Below are 18,582 nucleotides of genomic sequence, written 5' to 3' on the forward strand. Positions count from 1 at the left end.
ATTATTATGGGATGTCTAGCCGACATTGAGTAATAGTCTTCATCGCAAGAAAAGGATCAAAAAAAGCCAGCGATTAGGCTGGCTTCATTCAGTTAGCTATTACTTGTTAAAGATTAGCCGTTTTTAGGTGGATCAAATGCCGTGAGTTCTAATACTGGACCTGTGTATTTTTCAATCTTCACAAGCGCAGAGTTTGCAGCACAGCCATTCGCCAAACGAGAAGTCGGGATATCTAACGTAAGCACGTTACAGCCACCGTTTTTACATAGGCCTGTCTCTTTATCTAAATCAGGCCAACCGCCTTCATGGATACATACAGAGCCTTGTTTGATGCCGTCCGTCACTAATGCACCCACCAATACTTGTCCACGACCATTATGTGCACGAACCAAGTCACCCGTTTTAATGCCTCGAGCTTTCGCATCTTCAGGGTGAATTGAAATCGGCTCACGGTCTGCAATCGCATACTCTTCGCGGATCTTCGCGTAGTTGAACTGGCTATGCAGACGGTGCGCGGCGTGCGCTGTCATCAGTTGCAGTTCGCCATCTTTAGCGTTGCCTGTGTACTCTGTTGGTTCTAACCAAGTTGGGTGTGCAGGGCAATCATCTAGTTGGTAACCTTCAATGGTTCTTGAGAATATCTCGAACTTGCCACTTGGTGTACCTAGTGGGTTCATGATTGGGTTCTCACGAAAATCAGCGTAACGAACAAACTGTGCGTTCTTCTCGTTCCACTTCATCTCGATCAACTGATTATCTTCCCAGAACTTGCTGAAGTTAGGCATTACGATACGCTGACCACGACCACCTTGCTGTGCGGTTTTGTAGAAACCATACAGCCATTCCATCTCGGTCTTGCCTTCGGTGTACACATCACGACCACCCGGAGCAAGTAACTCAGACATGTCCGCAAATACATCGAAATCGTTACGAGCTTCACCTTGTGGCTCAACCACTTTCTTCATTGGCACTAAGTGTTGGTTACTGTAGTCACCCGTCATCGTCATATCATTACGTTCAAACGATGTAGTAATTGGCAGAACAATATCCGCGTGCTTAGCTGCTGCTGTCCAGTAAGGTTCTGAGATAACAATCAGCTCAGGCTTTTGCCAAGCTTTGATCAAGCGGTTGGTATCTTGGTGGTGAGTAAAGTTCGCACCGCCTGCCCACCAGATCATTTTGATCTCTGGGAACGTTAGGTTGTGACCATTGTGATGGTAGCTTGAACCCGGGTTTTCTAGCGCTTCAACAATACGCGCTACAGGGAATGCGTTCACAGATCCTGAAACAGCCCAATCGTTACCCGCCGAAGAACCACCGCCAAGTGACGCTGAAATCGCAGGAAGTACGCCTGCATCACGAGCAGGGTTACCACCGTTTGAGTAGTGGTAAGAAAGACCGAAACCACCACCAGGCAAGCCAACTTGACCTAGCATTGTCGCTAGCGTAACCAACATCCAGTGACGTTGTTCACCGTATTGTTGACGCTGCATACCCCAGCCAGACATCAGCATAGTACGGTTCTTACTGAAGATATCCGCAAGTAGCTCAAGCTGCTTCACTGGCACACCACAGATCTCAGACGCCCACTCAGCAGATTTTTCTACGCCGTCTTCCTTACCCATCAAGTAAGCTTCGAATACGTCGTAACCTGTTGTGTATTTACCCAAGAATTCTTTATCGTGCTTGCCCTGTTTCACTAACGTGTGTGCGATACCCATCATCATGGCTACGTCAGTCATTGGGTGAGGAGCAATCCACTCTGCGTTGTCACCAAAAAACTCGATAGTCTCAGAGCGCATTGGGTCAATCGCAATCACTGTCTTGCCCGACTTCTTCAACTGGTGGAAGAACTCAAGACCTGCACAGTCGGTTGAGCTCCAAGCGATCTTCAAGGTGTTAATTGGGTTTAGGCCCCAAAGTACCACCACATCACTGTGCTCAAGGATAACTGGGTAAGTCGTCTGCTGTTCATACACCTCAATCGAACCCACAACGTGCGGCATGATAACTTGCGCAGCACCTGTTGAGTAATCACCTAAGTGACCAGAGTAACCACCAGCCATGCTCATGTAACGTTGTAGAAGCGTTTGCGCTTTGTGCAGAACACCACTTGAACGCCAGCCATAAGAGCCTGCGAATACAGATTCCGCACCGTGCTCTTGACGAATACGTGAGTGTTGTTGGTGAATCAATTTGTACACTTCATCCCAAGAGATACGAACAAATTCATCACTACCACGTACACCTTCAGGTGCAGATGGGTTAGCCAAGTAGCCTTTACGAACCATAGGGTACTTAACACGCGCTTTGGTGTGTACTTGATCAGGGCCTGTGGTCTGCAGGCTATTTGGAACCGTTTGTGCCAGTGCATTCGTCGTCGACACTAACTTGCCATCTTTCACTTCACACAGCATTGGTCCCATACGACCTGATGTTAGAACACCAGAACCACGTTTGTCCGAAGCAATTGCGCTCATCGGCGTCAAAGATGTGAATGCCAACGCACCAGCTGTAATACCTGTGCCTTTCATAAATCCACGACGTGTCATATTAGTCATAATTTTATCCTTCTAATTCTCTTTAGTGACCAACAACGTCTTTCGCGTGGTTTTGGAAGTACTTAGTCAGCAGCTCAAGGTTTTGCTCAGAAATGTCTGTACGGTCGCCCATACTTTTCGCAACAGGCCCCCAAGCATTCACAGTGAAGTGGTTTGAAGGAATTTTCGCGTGACACGTTGCACAGTAAACGTTGTCCAACTCTTCTGCGTAAGACCAGATTGGGTCTAGTTTATCGACAACTGGAGAAGTGATATCACCCGTTAGCGCAACTGAACGCCACTCGTTACCATAAGCATCTGCTTTATAGTCACCAGTAGTCAGTGCTTCTTGACCTTTGTCTGTCAATGTCGCAACGATTGCACGTTGGCCTTCACCGAAGTAAAGCACTTGCTCTGCACCTTTCATTTGGAATGCATTCAAAGTCACAGTACGGTTGTCGCCTTCAGCCTTAACCACTTGCAGTTCTGCTGTTGGGTTTACACTGCCGAAGTCACCCATTGCGATATCGGTTACTGGGTAAACCACTTTCGCATCTGCTGGCGTGTTTTTCGTAAATGCGATCAGGGTATCGAACGCTTTGCTATCTAGCTGAGCTTCAGGAGCAAAATGTGCAACGCCTTTGTGACAATCGATACACGTTTGGTTATTTTCACGACCATAAGCATGCATTTTTGCTGCATCACGAGATTGCTCGAACTCTTCCATTGCATCGAATTCGTGACAAGAGCGACAAGTCGCTGAGTCATTCTCGCGGAATTGAGCCCAAACTGTCTCAGCCATCTCTTCACGGTGTGCTTCATATTTCTCAGGCGTGTCTATCTTACCTGAAATAAATTCGTGGTAGATGTCTTTGGACGCTCTTACTTTGGTGATCACGTAGTCAATCGGATCAGTTGGAATGTGGCAATCGGCACATTCAGCTCGAATGCCTTTTGCGTTACTGAAGTGTACAGAACCTTGGTATTCTTTGTGGGGTGCTTCCATTGTGTGGCAAGAAACACAAAACTCAGTGCTCGATGTATAGTGCATAACGGCTGCAGTTCCCCCTAAGGTTAACCAGCCAATACCTATACCAACCGCCGCTATTAGTGCGATATAACGTTTTTTTATTGTCATAATTCTTAATCATCTTCAACAATTGGTTACAATTAAGATCAGAATAGTACTTTAGGGGTAGATCAGTTTGATTTGGATCATAAATCGCATTCTGAGGAACAAAAATTGAACCTTTATGAGAACCCAAGGTCACTTCACGAAATTATTCCCCACCAGATACAATCACCCACCAAATAAGAGGCAGCGGTTAAATATTCATTATTGATTAATCCAACATCAACGAGACAAAACGGCTTTCTAAGTCAAAGAAGTAAATTGTAAATCTATTACAATATTGGCTATCTATTTTTCATAAACTCCTCACTCAATGAACCAAACAGAATTCCAACAAAAAATGGCGAGTTTCACCTCGATTGAACAAGCGCTTGATTACTTCGAAATTGGGTTTGATAGCAAGTTCATCAACCAAAATAGAGTCGAGCTTATGAAACGCTTTAATGGTTATCTGATCCTGTCAAAACCCGATGATTGGTTCTCAGGAAGAAGAGCGCTGAAAAACGCTTATTGTAAGGTTCAACGCAGCAAGTTAGATCGCCACACACGTTCAGCCTGTCGTGGGTGTACAACTTGTCAGCGTCGATAGATAGGAAGTACTGCTCAAAGTAGAGAACTAAAAAGTAGATAGTTGAAATAACATCTCATTACGATTTAGTTAGTGGTTTGCTCGAAAAAAAGTGTGCTAGTCTTACGGCAACTCAACTACGAGATAAAAACTACAATGAAAATTTTCAGCAATTTCGAAAGCGGCAACATTCACGTCGTTTCTGCAGATTCACCACAAAACATTCAACTGACGATCCCAGCAGACTACCAAACTGAAATCTCTCAGTGGTTTCACTTCCGCTTAGAAAGTGAAGCTCAACAATCTCACCACTTTGAAATCGGTCAATTGGCAACATCTGCCTACCCTGAAGGCTGGAAAGATTACGATGTAGTTGCATCGTATGACCGTGAAGAGTGGTTCCGTATCCCATCTCAGTTCGATGGCGATACATTAAGCTTCGATATCATCCCTGAACACGATTCAATGTACTTCGCGTACTTCGCGCCGTACTCATACGATCGTCACCAAGATCTTCTGCACAATGCTCAAACGCACCCTGCTTGTAAGCTTGAAACTCTAGGTCAGACGCTAGACAACAACGACATCACTTTGCTAACCATCGGCGAGCCAAGTGAAGAGAAGAAAAACATCTGGGTTATTGGTCGCCAACACCCTGGCGAGACGATGGCTGAATGGCTGATCGAAGGCCTGCTACAACGCCTACTTGATGAAACAGATACGGTTGGTCGCTCTCTTCTAGACAGCGTTGTGTTCAGAGTTGTACCAAACATGAATCCAGATGGCAGCATCCGCGGTCACCTGCGTACTAACGCGATTGGCGTAAACCTGAACCGCGAATGGCAATCACCTTCTATGGAACGCAGCCCAGAGGTATTCCTTGTTCGCGAGCGTATGCTGGAAACGGGCGTTGACCTGTGTCTAGATATTCACGGCGACGAAGCGATTCCATATAACTTTGTAGCAGGTAGCGAAGGCACACCTTCTTACAACGAGCGCATCGCGAAGCTAGAGAGCCACTTCAAGCAAGCACTGCTCACTATCACGCCAGAGTTCCAAGATGAATTTGGTTACGATAAAGACGAACCAGGCAAAGCAAACATGACAGTTGGCACAAACTGGATTGGTGAGCAATTCAAGTGTTTGACTTACACCGTCGAGATGCCATTTAAAGATCACATCAGTCACGCTGACGAACTTTACGGCTGGTCTCCAGAACGAAGTGTCGCGTTTGGTCACGATATGCTAGCCGCAGTTTGGGCTACAGTAGACGAGCTATAAGGCGAACTAAGCTCATTAGCTTTACCTGTATCGCCTTTGGTTTATAAGAATCTGGGCTATAGATAGAACAAAGCCCAGCACTTGTGAAAGTGCTGGGCTTTTTAATATCGGCTTGGATGAGTGAATCTAACTTTAAAAGCTTTCTATGCCACTCTGAGGCTAGCAAAAAACACTGGGTATCTTTGCCTAATGTGGCGTTGTTCAGACACCATATCTTTGAAGCTCGGACCTTGTGATAACTGAACGATCACTTCGTCACCTTCTTGTCGCAATACAGCACCGCTAATATCGATACTGTTGTTGTCATGCAACCTCAAGGTGCCGGCCATTAAAAAGCCACGATAAACCGGAATGATGTTACGCATCATCAGGCGTACACCCTTTTCAGAAACTTCGCTGACATGAAAAAGCTCATCCTTAATTCGCATCACCGGACGAGCCTTTTGAGGGTACTTTAAGCGGTAATATTTGCGTTTCTGGGTGAATGAATCTTCACGCATTGGTGACTCCCTGTCTCTGTTATTTCGGTCAAGCAATAGGCTGTAGCTTCAATTGGTCTCAAATAAACACATTCACCAAATTGATAGCTAATAATTATATCGACTTCCCGAGCTAATGCTTTAGAGATTTATACAGAGAAACACTGATTGCTTAGCATTCAGTAAAAAATGAGAACTGAATCGGAAATGAAAACTAAGATGGAAACGAGAACTAAGCCGGAAATGAACTGAACCAATAGCTAAAAACCCAATTCTTCGCATCGCACCCTAAAGCTGAAACAATGCCAACTGAATGCTGAAGCCCACGAATAGAATCCCACACACAATGTTCATCATTTGCGAGGTGCGCTTTTGAACTAACAAGCGCTTAAAGGTATCCGCCATTAAGATCACAACTAAGAACCACATCGACACCACTGACGCTTGAATTGCACCAAGTATCAAACTGTCTGTCACAATCGCATCTGTTGAAACAAATTGAGGGAATATAGAAAGATAAAACAGGACAATTTTAGGATTCAGTAGATTAGTGAGAAGCCCTTTGAAAAATTGCTTATAAAGCTTACTTCCCGATGCACTGACCACAGAGAGCACGCCCTCTTGAGCGCGCAGCGCCGCACGAAAATGGTTATACCCAAGCCAGACAAGATACAAAACCCCAGCCCACTTTAGCCCTTCAAAGGCCATGGGAGTGTTCGACAGTAATAAGCTTATGCCGTTAGCCGAGATAAAGGCATGAAAAAAGAAACCACATGACACGCCCAACACGTTCACAAATGCGAACAGCTTCCTTTGAGTTAAGGCTGTGCTTAATACCAACAGCGCATTTGGGCCCGGGATAATGGCAATAAAAAACACGATCACGATAAACAGCCAGATACTGTCCCAACTCATTTCGATCTCATTTCATGAACATTTTTAGGGCGGACATTGTACGTCCATTCAGTGCCATTACAATATGATAAACGCTTAATTATCGCGTATAGCTAACAGACATAATTCGCGCGTATAATGAATGTGTTTATCGTCTAACATACAAAACTGATTCTCTAACATTTGTAGCCCTGATAGACTCCACCTCCTTTTTGATACTTGGTTCATTTATGTCATTTGATAGCCTAACCCTTAACGCAAAAACCGTCTCCGCGCTCTCATCTCAATTCAATAAGCCGACAGAGATACAGCAAGCGGTAATTCCTACCATTATTGCGGGGAAAGACGTACTCGCATTGGCTCAAACGGGCAGCGGTAAAACATTGGCGTTCGGCTTACCTTTACTGAATAACATCAACCAAGATGTGAATGAACTGCAAGCACTGATCATTGTTCCAACCCGTGAACTTGCATCTCAAGTGACCAAATCTTTAGAACCGATCGCGACAACGCTCAATATCAAATGGGTAACGCTAACGGGCGGCGTAAATACTGATGATCAACAGCAACAATTATCGACTAAACCACAATTAGCCATCGCCACACCGGGCCGCCTACTTGCTTTAATCAAAAGTGATGAACTGGATATAGCTCGGTGTTCATCATTGGTTCTTGATGAAGCCGACCGCCTGATCGACATGGGATTTTGGCCAGATATTCAAGCGATTACTTCAGCACTACCGAGCAAACGTCAGTCACTGTTGTTCTCTGCGACACTTCCGCCCGAATTAGTAGGTCAGGCTGAAGAGCTTCTTTCAAATCCAGTTAAGGTCACGACACATCAAGAAAACAGCGTGGTCGCGGCTATTGAAGAAACCCTGTATTTAGTGAACAAAGGCAGTAAAGCTCAAGCGCTCATCGCACTACTCAATCAACACACATGGCCGCAAGTATTGGTATTTATTGGCGCAAAAGACAATGCCGATGCATTAACCAAACGATTGAATAAAGCCAAAATCAGTGTGAGTGCGTTACATGGAAATAAGAGCCAAGAAGAACGAGAGCAAGCATTAGAAAGTTTCAAAAATGGCGAGACTCGTGTGCTTATCGCGACAGACGTGATGGCTAGAGGCATTCATATTGATCAATTACCTGTCGTAATTAACTTCGAATTACCTTCTCACTCAGCAACTTACGTACACCGCGTTGGTCGTACAGCAAGAGCAGGAAGTACTGGCTGCGCGGTCTCTCTGGTTAGCCACAGCGAAACTGACTACCTCAATGCGATTCGCACCTTGACCAATAAGCCGTTAGTGCTGCAACCATTAGAGGGTTTCCCGGTTACCGACAAACCTGCATCTGAAACGACCGCTCGCAAGCGTCCACCTAAAGATAAAATGGCCAATCGAAGAACAGCTAAAAAGAAAAGCATTAAGCAATTTAAAAGCAAACCAAATAGCTCTAAGTAACCAGAAATAACTCTAAGTAACCAGAAATAGAATGGTCAGCTCAGTTTGTACTGGGCTTTTTTATATGCAACAAAATACAAATTCACACCCAAAAACTTCCCTAAAGTTGCCAACTTAAATGACACTTTTGTGAATTATGATGCCAACGTATTGATTCTTGGTTGCTCAAAAAAAATACTCTTAAATCACGTTGACGCCCCTATATCTAGCAACTAGATTTTTCTATTAGTGTCTACAACAGGAGGTCATTGAAATGAAACGTGCTAGCTCTACATATCGATTACAACTGATTAAGGAAGTGGCAACTCGCCGAGATCGTCAACGTTCCAATGACCCGATGGCAAACTACATACAAACCCTAATAGATAATAAAGATGATTGTGATACTTCGGTTGAACGCAACCAGAGGTTCAGTGGCAGTCATTTTGATGAGCACATAGGTGGTTGGGTAAGTGACCACTGGGGTAACAAGTAGGACAAAGAGAGTAATCCAACCAGCATAATCGCTGTAGAATTCGTCTCCGAATTAACCTATCATCTGCAACAATTCCCTATCCTAGAGTAAGCAGAAAGTGTCTGAGTTAAAAAGAGAAAAAGAAGTGATGGTTGCCTTCCAAGTGATACCTCGCGTTAAAGAAGGCAACAACTTCGAAGTGGTTGATAAAGCCATTGAAGTTGTGAAAGCTGCCGATGTGCCTTTCCAAGTCGGTGCGATGGAAACTACGATGAAAGGTGAACTCAACCAATTACTCGATATCGTTAAAAAAGCAGAACAAGCTTGCTACGATGCAGGGGCGGTAGAAGTGATCACAAACATTAAGATTCACAGTAAAACCACCGAGGCCGATGATACATTTTGCACGTACCATCGTGGTGTAACGAAAGCGAATCACATGTTTGTTTAATCACATTTTTGTTTCTGAAAACTGAGCTTTAAGAAAGGCTCTGAAGAACCAGTGGTGTTATTGGAAAGGCATGTCTGAGAGGTGAGAAAGGATTTCCATTCGTTCTTCTTCTGACATCGAATGCCAATCACGCGGAGTCTCTTCAGGGTCATCTTTTGCCCCGATCGGTTTTCGGTCAAGTGCTTTGACTGGCTCTTTTTTGATTTTTACGTTCTTTTTATTCATACCGACACCACTCCTTCAGGTACAAAGGTACCTACTTTAATATTACACCCCAACCATTATGTAAAGTAATAGTTACTTCGGAGTTAAATAAAATCTAAATACTTCCTCTTTAGCCAAAAAGATCTCTTTGGGGACTGGTATTTCCCTCTTCATCGACCTGCTTACCAATCAAGTTTTTTTGATTCATTATTTTTCTTCTATAGCGCTGACGACACAGCTTTATCACGTGCAATTGTTCTGACGGTGTCATCGACATCCAATTAAAGCGCTCTTCTCTCTTGCGCATACAACCGTTGCAATAGCCTTTGTCATCGCTTGAACAAACCCCAACGCAAGGGCTTGGAACTTGGAAAAACTCTAACTGCTCCACCATGCCTCCTTACACATTCAAAATTACGCTTACTCTCTCAAAAATAAGCGATTAATTTGTCGCCTGGCTCGTGAAATCCATACTAAACTATGACCTTATACTGACACATATAGTGTTTTGTAAACTATACTTTGAACCCATCAAGTTACACTTATCCGGTAACTTCGTTCTTTCCTTTGGAGCCTTATAATATGAAGTTTAGTTCAAAAAAATTACTAGCAGTAGCCGCTTTACCTATGATGCTAGCAGCATGCACAACAACAGGTGACAACGCGATGCAAGTAACACCAACCGATCTACAGCACCATAATTGGGAACTTGCGCAAATTGATGGCAAGGACATTGTGAAAAGCGAAGACCAAGCAGCTCCTCGTCTAGAGATCGGCGAAAAGATGACTGCAAACGGCATGGCTGGTTGTAACAACTTCTTCGGTCAAGGCGAGCTGAAAGACGGTCAATTCCGTATCAAGCAAATGGGCATGACAATGAAAATGTGTCACGGCTCTGCGATGGAAATCGAACAATCGGTTTCTGCTACTCTAAGCGAGTGGAGCGACGTAACGCTAACAAACGATACGCTAGTACTGAAAAACGATGTACACACGCTAACGTACACAATTCGTGACTGGGTAAACTAATCCGTCATCGAAACCAAATACTGATTAAAGGAGCCTGATGGCTCCTTTTTTATTGTCAGCTTGCCCTCACTACTTCTTCAAAATTGACGCTCATCGCCGACTTTTCGTACCAACCTCCAATAAACCTCAAAAATCTCTCATTTAGATGCAATAAATTCAACGGTTCAGCGGTCTGTTGCTAGGATGGCAAAAGCCTAGAGTCTGTCGAGTTTTCGAGATGATTACGTATCGAACAAAACTCGACCGCGAACTCCCTGCTTATTCTCAAGTAATTGATTGAATTTACTGTTGAATTAGAATTTATTTCAGAAACAGATAGAATAACTATTAGGGCATGTTGATCTTTCGTTAACCACGAAGGGTCAATACGCACTAGGGAGTTCGAAAATACAATGCTCTTGCCCGTTCACTACCAAATGGAAAAGTTTATGAACAAGATAGTAAGTACGTTAGGAATCATGGCAACCGTTGCATACAGCGCAACCATTTATGCTGATGAAGCAACATCCACCGACAGCTGGAACCAAATAGAACAGCAGGCAGAGGGAGAAACTGTCTACTTTCACGCTTGGGGCGGAAGCCAAGAGATCAATCGTTACCTACAGTGGGCAGGCAAGAAATTACAAAGTGACTACGGTGTCACGTTAAAGCATGTGAAAGTGACCGATATTGCGGAAACCACCACTCGACTGCTTGCTGAAAAAGCAGCAGGAAAGAACAGTGAAGGCAGCGTCGATATCGTCTGGATTAATGGCGAGAACTTCCGCTCGATGAAAGACAACGCGCTATTGTTTGGGCCATTTACAGAGTCACTTCCAAATTGGCAGTATGTCGATAAGTCTCTGCCGATTGATGTTGATTTCTCAGAGCCGACAGAAGGCTTGGAAGCACCGTGGGGCGTGGGACAACTTGTGTTCATTCACGATCAAGAGACACTACACAACCCGCCACAATCGTTTTCAGAGATGTTGAGCTACGCTCAAGCTTTCCCAAATCGCTTAAGCTACCCTCGCCCACCAGAATTTCATGGCACGAGCTTCATTAAGTCTCTATTGATTGAACTAACAAACAATAACCCTGCACTGGCTCAGCCGGTTTCAGAAGACAACTTCCAAGAAGTGACGGCACCACTGTGGGCTTACTTAGATAAATTCCATAAAGTGGCTTGGCGCGGTGGCAAACAATTCCCAGCAGGCACATCGGAAAGCATCCAACTTCTGGATGACGGACAGATCGATCTCGCGATTACGTTTAATCCAAACTCTGTTTATTCAGCACAAGCCAGTGGTCGCTTAGCCGAAACCACTAAGGCTTATGCTCTAGAAAGCGGCGCTCTATCTAACATTCACTTCCTGGCGATTCCTTGGAATGCCAATGCAACCGCAGGTGCTCAAGTGACCATTAACTTCTTATTGAGCCCGGAAGCACAGTCTCGCAAGGGTGACCTCAATGTTTGGGGCGATCCTTCGGTTCTGAGCAGCAAATACCTGACTGGCAGCGCTAAAAACACCCAGCAATTTAAATCGGTTGATGAACCACACCCTAGCTGGCAAAACGCGCTCGAGAAAGAGTGGCTTAAGCGATACGGTAACTAGTCTTCATGCTACGCGCTCTATATTTTGTTGTTATAGCTGTATGCATTATCCCGACCATTCCTGGGGTAGCGGGAGTCGTGGCTTCGTCACTGAGTTTCATCCCGCCCCTTGGTTTAGAGGAGCCGACACTCAACGGTTTTAGCCAAGTCTTTCAATGGGAAGGGGCTTGGCACTCTATTGGCTTAAGCCTAGGTTCAGCAATTGCAAGCAGCTATATAGCCTGCTTCCTGACCTTTTGTATTCTTCAAGCCTCTTGGGGAAACAAGTTTTGGAGAAAGATTGAGTTTACGCTATCGCCAATGCTTGCCATTCCACATGTAGCTTTCGCTATCGGCTTTGCTTTTCTGTTTAGTCCAACGGGGCTTGGCGCAAGAGCGGTACATCACTTGCTCGGCGAATCGGCTACCAGCTCTGAATTGGCGTTATTGGTGAAAGACCCATACGCGTTCGGCTTAATTATTATGCTCGCACTCAAAGAAGTCCCCTTCTTATTGCTGATGAGCATTTCGATACTTCAGCAAATTGATGTAGAGCGTATCACCAAGGTCAGTGCATCGCTCGGTTACAGCCGCGCTCAGATCTGGTGGAAATGTATTTTCCCACAATGGTTTACCAAGCTTCGTTTCCCAATGCTGGCGGTACTCGCTTACAGTGTCTCGGTTGTCGATATTGCTTTGATCATAGGCCCAACCAACCCGCCGACCTTTGCCGTTTTGGTATGGCAATGGTTCAACGATCCGGATCTTAACCTACTTCCGCGAGCTGCTGCTGGTGCCATCGTTTTGTTTGGTTTAGCTTCGTTGATCATCGCCTTGGCGCGTTTAGTTGAATGGGCGGTTCTTAAGTACTTTCGAACTTGGCAGTATTCCGGAAGAACAGGGGCAAACCTTCCGGGGAAAACGGTATTCACTGTCCTTGCTAGCCTTTCACTGCTGATCATTCCTTTAATGGTAATTTGGAGCGTTGCTCAGCGTTGGCGCTTCCCTAATTTACTGCCGAGCCGCTACAGCATGCGCTTCTGGGAGTTCGAGTGGGATGCCATCATGAGTACTGTGGGTCAAAGCTTATGGATTGGTCTGATTGCCGCTTCAGTCGCTTTGTTGCTTGCGCTGGTGGCTCACGAATACAGAATCAAATACAAGTGGCAAGTTCCGGGCTTCATTATCGCTATTCCAATGCTAATACCACAGCTTTCAGTGTTGTTTGGTATGCAAGTCACGACCCTCTACATCGGCAGTAGTGCCTATGAGTTCTGGGTGATTTGGGCGCATGTTTTCTTTGCTTTCCCGTTCGTGTATCTGTCTTTGGATGGCCCGTGGAAAAGCTTCAATGATGGGTTGATTAAAGCCTCGCTGAGCCTAGGTAAATCGCCATTTCAGAGTTGGTATTCGATCAAACTACCAATCTTGCTTCCTGCGATTGCCTTTGCTTGGGCGGTCGGGATCAGCGTGAGTTTGGCCCAATACCTTCCAACATTAATGCTCGGCGCGGGCCGTATTAGCACGATCACCACAGAAGCCGTTGCACTTACCAGTGGTTTCGACCGCAGGGTGACAGCAATCTATGCCATTTGGCAGGCCCTATTGCCTCTGTTCTTTTTCTCTTTAGCGATATTAGTCAGCCGACTTCAACTCAGATATCGCCGTCTTACTTTTAAAGGTTTCCTAAGTAATGAGTCTGTACCTCAACGACCTCGCCATCCGTAAAACCGATGGAGATTCGCTGTTCTCAGCGCTAAACGTCACATTAGAATCTGGCCAAATACTGGCTTTGATGGGGCCGAGTGGCTGCGGAAAGTCGACCTTACTGGATGCGATTGCTGGTCACTTAAGTGAAGAGTTTTCGTACTCTGGCACCGTTGTGTTGAACAATATTCAGCTCGACGAGCTTCCATCACATCAGCGTGAAGTCGGTATTTTGTTTCAAGATGACTTGTTGTTTCCGCACCTCAAAGTATGGGAAAACTTGGCCTTTTCGTTACCGAACTCTGTTAAAGGTTCCGCTCGCCAAAAACAAGCAATGGCTGCACTAAAAGACATAGAGCTAACTCACTTAGCTGAATCTTTCCCGGATCAAATATCCGGCGGTCAACGCGCAAGAATAAGCTTGACTCGTATGTTGTTAGCCAAGCCTAAACTCGCCCTGCTTGACGAACCGTTCAGTAAGTTAGACCAAGAGCTCAGAGCACAATTTCGCGATTGGGTCTTCGAACAGCTGACCAAAGCGAATATCCCTACATTAATGGTCACGCACGACGAAGCCGATGTACCTCAAGGGGCAGAAGTACTGTCTTGGCCATGGAGAAGTAACCATGCTGGATAAGTACTCCATTAAGGTCATTAAGTGGCCATTAAATCAGTCTGCTAAGTTACTAAACCAATTGGGTATCACGGCCAATCAAACCACGTTATTCGGATTTCTGATTGGGTGTTTAGCGTTTCCAGCGTTGGCATTTCAACAATATGAGTGGGCGTTAGGCTTCATTGTGTTTAATAGAGTATGTGATGGGCTTGATGGAGCCTTGGCTCGAATCCAAGGCATTAGTGATGCGGGCGGTTTCCTCGATATCAGCCTAGATTTCCTATTCTACTCGCTGATCCCTTTTGGATTTGTCATTGCCAACCCAGAACACAACGCCATTGCCGGTGCATTTTTGATTTTCTCTTTTATCGGCACAGGCAGCAGCTTTTTAGCGTTTGCGGTTATGGCTGGTAAGCGAGGTATTGAAAACCCAGTCTATAAACATAAGTCTCTCTATTACATGTCGGGGTTAACCGAAGGTACAGAAACCATCGCGTGTTTCATTGCTTTCTGTATTTGGCCTCAACACTTTGCGGTTATCGCTTACACCTTTGGTGCAACTTGTTGGCTAACCACGTTCATGCGTATTTATTTTGGTTTTCAGACACTAAAAAACCAAGCTAGTTAATAAATGAGTTAGTTTCTTGCACCTATAAAAACGCCGCTCATTGTGAGCGGCGTTTTCTATATTAGTATGGATAATGCCCGCTAAATCATGACATCAAGCTTCAGCTGAAGCCGTGATTTTAAACCTCAATACCTTTAGGCTTGAATCAAGGTCGACATCGACAAACTCAGGCGGGTTGTCCAGACGCTCAATGAACTCAACGCTTGGTGCTTCTTCTGCCATCGTCTCAATCAGGAAGTTTGGTGATACTGCTGGTGAGTTCACACACGCAATCACTTCACCGCCTTCAGTTAGAAGTTCAGGCAAACGACGTAAGATTTTTTTGTAATCTTTGGTTAGAGCAAAGCTGCCTTTTTGGAACGAAGGTGGATCGATGATAACGAGCTCGTAAGGACCGCCCTTCTTGATTTTCCCCCACGACTTAAAGATATCGTAGCCAAGGAAGTTAACCGAGCGCATATCGTGTTCATTCAGACGGTGGTTATCGCGACCTTTGTTTAGCGAGCCACGTGACATGTCCACGTTCATGCATTGACGAGCGCCACCAGCGATAGCCGCGACAGAGAAACCACAAGTGTATGCAAACAGGTTAAGAACGTTCTTATCCTTGGCATTATCTTGTACCCACTGACGACCATTACGCATGTCTAGGAACAAACCGAAGTTCTGATTACGGCCAATGTCTAATTGGTACTTAAGGCCATGCTCAACCACAACCGGAGAGTCATTCAACTCACCCCATAGAACCTCTGAAGGCGCACCATCGGCATAACGGTGTTGCAGAACAATGCTTGTGCCCTGCTTTGATTGCCAGATATCTTTGTTGGTGAGTTCAACCAATCCAGCTTTAAGAGATGACAAGAATTCATCGTCGACTTCTTTAAACACGTTAACCAGTAGCTGTCCATCAACCCAGTCACATGTCAGTTGCTCTAGACCAGGCCAAAACTTACCGCGCCCGTGGAAAATACGGCGTAGTTCGTTTGGTACTTCATTAAGTTGCTGTTCAATATGACTAAAAAACAGAGGTAAAGCTGATGCTTCCATTATTTCACTCACTTAGTGTTTAGCTTTGGCCAAGTTAATGACCAAGGTTCAAGCCAACTGTCCAAACCGTTCGACACGGTTTCTTGATGCCACTTCTCACCCAAGGAGTTTAGGCTTCTTGGATCGCAGACATATTCGTAGGCTTGTGATTGATAGGCAAATCGAATCGCGAAGGCATGCAGATAACCTCTGTCAGCCTCACTCGATGGATTATAAATAGGGTCACCAACAATGGCTGAGCCGATCGACTTCATCGCGACACGGATCTGGTGAGTTCGCCCCGTATAGGGTTTGCATAACAGCAGACGCTCACCGGGTTCAGCCGTTGCTGATAAAAACTGAGTAATCGCAGGGTTCTCTTTGGATGTCAGAAGTTTCCAACTTGAGCGTCGTGAGCGCTCCATGTCTCCTGAGATCAAACCTTGCTTTTTCTTTGGCTTCTTAGAACCGATCGCAAGGTAGTATTTCTCTACTTCACGCTTTGCAAATAGCTGTGAAAGCTCGCTCGCCGCCGACGCATTTTTTGCCAGCAGCAGAATGCCCGAAGTCATTTTATCTAGTCGATGAACGAGATACAGCTTAGGCTCATTAATTGCCTTAGCAACTTCTTGAAGCAACATGGTATCGCCATCGTCTTTGTGGACGCTGACTCCAGGGTGCTTATTGATAAGTAAAAAATCAGAGTGGTTCAGAAGAATATCGAACATTAAAGGCTAGCTCCATTGTAGAACGTGGAGTATACCTCGTCTGAACCCAGATTCCAGCTACGAAAAAGCCCAACTCACTCAATAAATATTGAATCGTTGGGCTTCTTTTCAGCAACTAGCGATCAGTGCGTGGTCTTTACTCGATTACCAATAGGTAAATAGAACCAAGCTACCGCTTTACCCCAGTTTAAACTTACCAACTAATGCTTCTAGCTCAGCAACCTTAGCGTTCAAGCCTGATGTATTTTCGGAGCTACGAGTTGCTAGCTGCAGAGATTGCTCAGAGATATCGCTAATCGCGGTAATGTCCGCTGCAATTTCTTTGGTCACAGCCGTCTGTTCTTCTGCCGCAGTCGCAATAGAGTTAACCATGCTTTGTACATTGCCCGCACCGCTCACAATCGCTTCTAGAGCCGAAACAGCACCTGAGCTTTGCTCAACACCAATCTCAACTAAACGACAGTTATCTTGAGTGTAAGTCACCGCTTCTTGAGTGCCCGATTGAATCGATTGAATGATGCCCGAGACTTCTCGTGTCGCTTTGGTTGTTCTTTCTGCTAGCGCTCGCACTTCATCGGCTACCACAGCAAAACCACGACCAAACTCGCCTGCACGTGCCGCTTCAATTGCAGCGTTAAGAGCTAACAGGTTAGTTTGCTCAGCAATGTCTTCGATTACCTTGATAACGCTACCAATCTGCTCACCGTGAGAACCTAGAGTATTCATTTGCAACGACATATCGCTCATTTGAGTCGACACTTGTTGAATACTCGCCACCATCTCAACAATCACGTTGCGGCCATCTTCTGCAGAGGTTTCTGAGCGACGTGCTTCTTCATAAGTTGAAGTACCTTGCTGCGCCACTTCAGAAATGGTCAAGCTTAGCTCTTCAGCAGCCGTTGCAATCAAGTTAGCTTTGTCTGCTTGAGCTGATGCACCAGTAACGATGTCTTGGCTAATAGAAGAGAGCTCCCCTGTCACCGATTGGACTTGGTGAGTCACAGACGAGATTGAACCTAATAGGTCTACTAGTGATTTCTGCATCTGGTTAAACGACTTAGCCAGTTCAGCCAATTCATCACCAGAATCATCAATAATGTCGCCTGCCGTTAGGTCACCATTTGCTACACGTCGTGCTACTTGTTCTACACGAGTAAGACGATTGGTAATAGAGCTAGACAATAGATACGCAATCACACAACCAAAGACAATCGCAATAGCAGACAACACCATGATGGTGCGCTCGATGGTAGTAAACGTGTCGGTTAGTGTCAGTAGTGACTGTTCTGTATCTGCGCGCTCACTTGCTGACGCTTAATCCAGTAAGTTCTCAATAGGGATAAGATTGCTCTCATACAAAGATCGTAGCTGTTGAATATTGGCTAGTAGCGCAGCTTCATCATTGATCTTCGGCACAAGCTTTGATTCAAACTCTTGAGTGAAACGCCCCATCAGGTCTTCAATTCGCTGAATACGGCGGTGGTCTTCCGAACCTCTACTCTCCAAACGCTTAGCCTGCTCGATAGCTTGAGCAAATTCGTTCTTGTTGGTTCGATAATCATTGAGTGCATTATCGACCAGAGTGATTGCACCCAGAGCATCTCGATAGACATCTCCAGCTTCATCTATCAGAACAAGATAGGTAACAGTGCCCGGTACATCGTCCATTCTGATCTCATCGGCGCTCTTATGAGCGCCAATAACTTCCATCCATACAATACCGACTAACGTGACAAGCACCGCCAATATAGAGCCAAAACCGGCATACAGTTTCTTTCTCACTGACAATTTCAAACAACACCT

18 protein-coding genes and 1 pseudogene are annotated in these 18,582 nt (G+C 45.2%); 10 read left to right on the forward strand and 9 right to left on the reverse strand.

Features of this window, described 5'->3' with window-relative positions; genetic code table 11:
- Positions 1-113: 113 nt before the first annotated feature.
- Both AB6E78_RS00980 and AB6E78_RS00985 read right to left on the reverse strand, forming a co-directional pair.
- Positions 114-2,561: a molybdopterin guanine dinucleotide-containing S/N-oxide reductase gene (locus tag AB6E78_RS00980; RefSeq protein ID WP_017071931.1), complete on the reverse strand. Its 2,448-nt coding sequence runs from the start codon at positions 2,559-2,561 to the stop codon at positions 114-116.
- A 22-nt stretch (positions 2,562-2,583) separates the two neighbouring features.
- The gene (locus tag AB6E78_RS00985) at positions 2,584-3,678 is read right to left on the reverse strand and encodes a NapC/NirT family cytochrome c (protein ID WP_017060332.1); all 1,095 of its coding nucleotides are present in this window, start codon (positions 3,676-3,678) and stop codon (positions 2,584-2,586) included.
- A gap of 307 nt (positions 3,679-3,985) precedes the next feature.
- Here AB6E78_RS00985 and AB6E78_RS00990 point away from each other — a divergent pair, with 307 nt between their 5' ends.
- Complete coding sequence (locus AB6E78_RS00990) at positions 3,986-4,261, forward strand: nitrogenase-stabilizing/protective protein NifW (RefSeq protein ID WP_017060331.1); 276 nt, start codon at positions 3,986-3,988, stop codon at positions 4,259-4,261.
- 135 nt (positions 4,262-4,396) lie between these two features.
- Positions 4,397-5,521 (forward strand): M14-type cytosolic carboxypeptidase, encoded by a 1,125-nt coding sequence (locus AB6E78_RS00995; protein WP_372132426.1) that lies wholly within the window; start codon positions 4,397-4,399, stop codon positions 5,519-5,521.
- A 143-nt stretch (positions 5,522-5,664) separates the two neighbouring features.
- On the opposite strand, the gene AB6E78_RS01000 is transcribed toward AB6E78_RS00995, so the two are convergent.
- Positions 5,665-6,021 carry a PilZ domain-containing protein gene (locus AB6E78_RS01000; RefSeq protein ID WP_372132424.1) on the reverse strand — a complete coding sequence of 119 codons (357 nt, stop codon included), beginning with the start codon at positions 6,019-6,021 and terminating at the stop codon, positions 5,665-5,667.
- A gap of 267 nt (positions 6,022-6,288) precedes the next feature.
- Positions 6,289-6,915: a LysE family translocator gene (locus AB6E78_RS01005; protein WP_017060328.1), complete on the reverse strand. Its 627-nt coding sequence runs from the start codon at positions 6,913-6,915 to the stop codon at positions 6,289-6,291.
- A gap of 209 nt (positions 6,916-7,124) precedes the next feature.
- On the opposite strand from AB6E78_RS01005, the gene AB6E78_RS01010 reads away from it, so the two are divergent.
- From AB6E78_RS01010 to AB6E78_RS01020, 3 genes are all read left to right on the forward strand, one after another.
- The gene (locus AB6E78_RS01010; protein WP_372132421.1) at positions 7,125-8,363 is read left to right on the forward strand and encodes a DEAD/DEAH box helicase; all 1,239 of its coding nucleotides are present in this window, start codon (positions 7,125-7,127) and stop codon (positions 8,361-8,363) included.
- Between the two features lie 253 nt (positions 8,364-8,616).
- Positions 8,617-8,838 carry a hypothetical protein gene (locus AB6E78_RS01015; protein ID WP_017057116.1) on the forward strand — a complete coding sequence of 74 codons (222 nt, stop codon included), beginning with the start codon at positions 8,617-8,619 and terminating at the stop codon, positions 8,836-8,838.
- A 127-nt stretch (positions 8,839-8,965) separates the two neighbouring features.
- Positions 8,966-9,268: a thiamine-binding protein gene (locus AB6E78_RS01020; protein ID WP_017065764.1), complete on the forward strand. Its 303-nt coding sequence runs from the start codon at positions 8,966-8,968 to the stop codon at positions 9,266-9,268.
- 57 nt (positions 9,269-9,325) lie between these two features.
- Here AB6E78_RS01020 and AB6E78_RS01025 read toward each other — a convergent pair whose 3' ends face one another.
- Together AB6E78_RS01025 and AB6E78_RS01030 are read right to left on the reverse strand one after the other, a co-directional pair.
- Entirely contained in the window at positions 9,326-9,493 is a 168-nt protein-coding gene (locus AB6E78_RS01025) for a hypothetical protein (RefSeq protein ID WP_017060325.1), read from the reverse strand.
- Between the two features lie 109 nt (positions 9,494-9,602).
- Positions 9,603-9,866 carry a DUF1289 domain-containing protein gene (locus AB6E78_RS01030; protein ID WP_017060324.1) on the reverse strand — a complete coding sequence of 88 codons (264 nt, stop codon included), beginning with the start codon at positions 9,864-9,866 and terminating at the stop codon, positions 9,603-9,605.
- A 188-nt stretch (positions 9,867-10,054) separates the two neighbouring features.
- On the opposite strand from AB6E78_RS01030, the gene AB6E78_RS01035 reads away from it, so the two are divergent.
- The 5 genes from AB6E78_RS01035 to AB6E78_RS01055 all read left to right on the forward strand — a co-directional run bounded on the left by AB6E78_RS01035 (position 10,055) and on the right by AB6E78_RS01055 (position 15,025).
- On the forward strand, positions 10,055-10,501 hold the full coding sequence (locus tag AB6E78_RS01035; protein ID WP_004734625.1) for an META domain-containing protein: 447 nt from the start codon (positions 10,055-10,057) through the stop codon (positions 10,499-10,501).
- 428 nt (positions 10,502-10,929) lie between these two features.
- Positions 10,930-12,096 (forward strand): ABC transporter substrate-binding protein, encoded by a 1,167-nt coding sequence (locus AB6E78_RS01040; protein ID WP_017060323.1) that lies wholly within the window; start codon positions 10,930-10,932, stop codon positions 12,094-12,096.
- A 5-nt stretch (positions 12,097-12,101) separates the two neighbouring features.
- Positions 12,102-13,802, forward strand: coding sequence for an ABC transporter permease (locus tag AB6E78_RS01045; RefSeq protein ID WP_372111032.1), 1,701 nt, complete (start codon positions 12,102-12,104; stop codon positions 13,800-13,802).
- The gene (locus AB6E78_RS01050) at positions 13,768-14,418 is read left to right on the forward strand and encodes an ATP-binding cassette domain-containing protein (RefSeq protein WP_017065359.1); all 651 of its coding nucleotides are present in this window, start codon (positions 13,768-13,770) and stop codon (positions 14,416-14,418) included. Before AB6E78_RS01045 ends, AB6E78_RS01050 begins: the two co-directional genes overlap by 35 nt.
- Positions 14,408-15,025, forward strand: a complete 618-nt coding sequence (locus AB6E78_RS01055; protein ID WP_372132418.1) for a CDP-alcohol phosphatidyltransferase family protein — start codon at positions 14,408-14,410, stop codon at positions 15,023-15,025. The genes AB6E78_RS01050 and AB6E78_RS01055 overlap by 11 nt, the downstream gene beginning before the upstream one ends.
- A gap of 93 nt (positions 15,026-15,118) precedes the next feature.
- Here AB6E78_RS01055 and AB6E78_RS01060 read toward each other — a convergent pair whose 3' ends face one another.
- The 3 genes and pseudogenes from AB6E78_RS01060 to AB6E78_RS01070 form a co-directional block, all read right to left on the reverse strand.
- Entirely contained in the window at positions 15,119-16,072 is a 954-nt protein-coding gene (locus tag AB6E78_RS01060; RefSeq protein ID WP_017068057.1) for a class I SAM-dependent methyltransferase, read from the reverse strand.
- Between the two features lie 8 nt (positions 16,073-16,080).
- Positions 16,081-16,779 carry a TIGR01621 family pseudouridine synthase gene (locus AB6E78_RS01065; protein ID WP_017060318.1) on the reverse strand — a complete coding sequence of 233 codons (699 nt, stop codon included), beginning with the start codon at positions 16,777-16,779 and terminating at the stop codon, positions 16,081-16,083.
- A 177-nt stretch (positions 16,780-16,956) separates the two neighbouring features.
- Positions 16,957-18,573: pseudogene (locus AB6E78_RS01070) on the reverse strand (methyl-accepting chemotaxis protein).
- Positions 18,574-18,582: the final 9 nt, after the last annotated feature.

This window comes from Vibrio sp. 10N.247.310.98, from assembly GCF_041467395.1.
In the GTDB taxonomy this organism is placed as follows: Bacteria; Pseudomonadota; Gammaproteobacteria; order Enterobacterales; family Vibrionaceae; genus Vibrio; species Vibrio crassostreae_C.

Coding starts and splice junctions, on each gene's coding strand:
- AB6E78_RS00980 (WP_017071931.1), bottom strand. CDS start 2,561: ATGACTAATATGACACGTCGTGGATTTATGAAAGGCACAGGTATTACA.
- AB6E78_RS00985 (WP_017060332.1), bottom strand. CDS start 3,678: ATGACAATAAAAAAACGTTATATCGCACTAATAGCGGCGGTTGGTATA.
- AB6E78_RS00990 (WP_017060331.1), top strand. CDS start 3,986: ATGAACCAAACAGAATTCCAACAAAAAATGGCGAGTTTCACCTCGATT.
- AB6E78_RS00995 (WP_372132426.1), top strand. CDS start 4,397: ATGAAAATTTTCAGCAATTTCGAAAGCGGCAACATTCACGTCGTTTCT.
- AB6E78_RS01000 (WP_372132424.1), bottom strand. CDS start 6,021: ATGCGTGAAGATTCATTCACCCAGAAACGCAAATATTACCGCTTAAAG.
- AB6E78_RS01005 (WP_017060328.1), bottom strand. CDS start 6,915: ATGAGTTGGGACAGTATCTGGCTGTTTATCGTGATCGTGTTTTTTATT.
- AB6E78_RS01010 (WP_372132421.1), top strand. CDS start 7,125: ATGTCATTTGATAGCCTAACCCTTAACGCAAAAACCGTCTCCGCGCTC.
- AB6E78_RS01015 (WP_017057116.1), top strand. CDS start 8,617: ATGAAACGTGCTAGCTCTACATATCGATTACAACTGATTAAGGAAGTG.
- AB6E78_RS01020 (WP_017065764.1), top strand. CDS start 8,966: ATGGTTGCCTTCCAAGTGATACCTCGCGTTAAAGAAGGCAACAACTTC.
- AB6E78_RS01025 (WP_017060325.1), bottom strand. CDS start 9,493: ATGAATAAAAAGAACGTAAAAATCAAAAAAGAGCCAGTCAAAGCACTT.
- AB6E78_RS01030 (WP_017060324.1), bottom strand. CDS start 9,866: ATGGTGGAGCAGTTAGAGTTTTTCCAAGTTCCAAGCCCTTGCGTTGGG.
- AB6E78_RS01035 (WP_004734625.1), top strand. CDS start 10,055: ATGAAGTTTAGTTCAAAAAAATTACTAGCAGTAGCCGCTTTACCTATG.
- AB6E78_RS01040 (WP_017060323.1), top strand. CDS start 10,930: ATGAACAAGATAGTAAGTACGTTAGGAATCATGGCAACCGTTGCATAC.
- AB6E78_RS01045 (WP_372111032.1), top strand. CDS start 12,102: ATGCTACGCGCTCTATATTTTGTTGTTATAGCTGTATGCATTATCCCG.
- AB6E78_RS01050 (WP_017065359.1), top strand. CDS start 13,768: ATGAGTCTGTACCTCAACGACCTCGCCATCCGTAAAACCGATGGAGAT.
- AB6E78_RS01055 (WP_372132418.1), top strand. CDS start 14,408: ATGCTGGATAAGTACTCCATTAAGGTCATTAAGTGGCCATTAAATCAG.
- AB6E78_RS01060 (WP_017068057.1), bottom strand. CDS start 16,072: ATGGAAGCATCAGCTTTACCTCTGTTTTTTAGTCATATTGAACAGCAA.
- AB6E78_RS01065 (WP_017060318.1), bottom strand. CDS start 16,779: ATGTTCGATATTCTTCTGAACCACTCTGATTTTTTACTTATCAATAAG.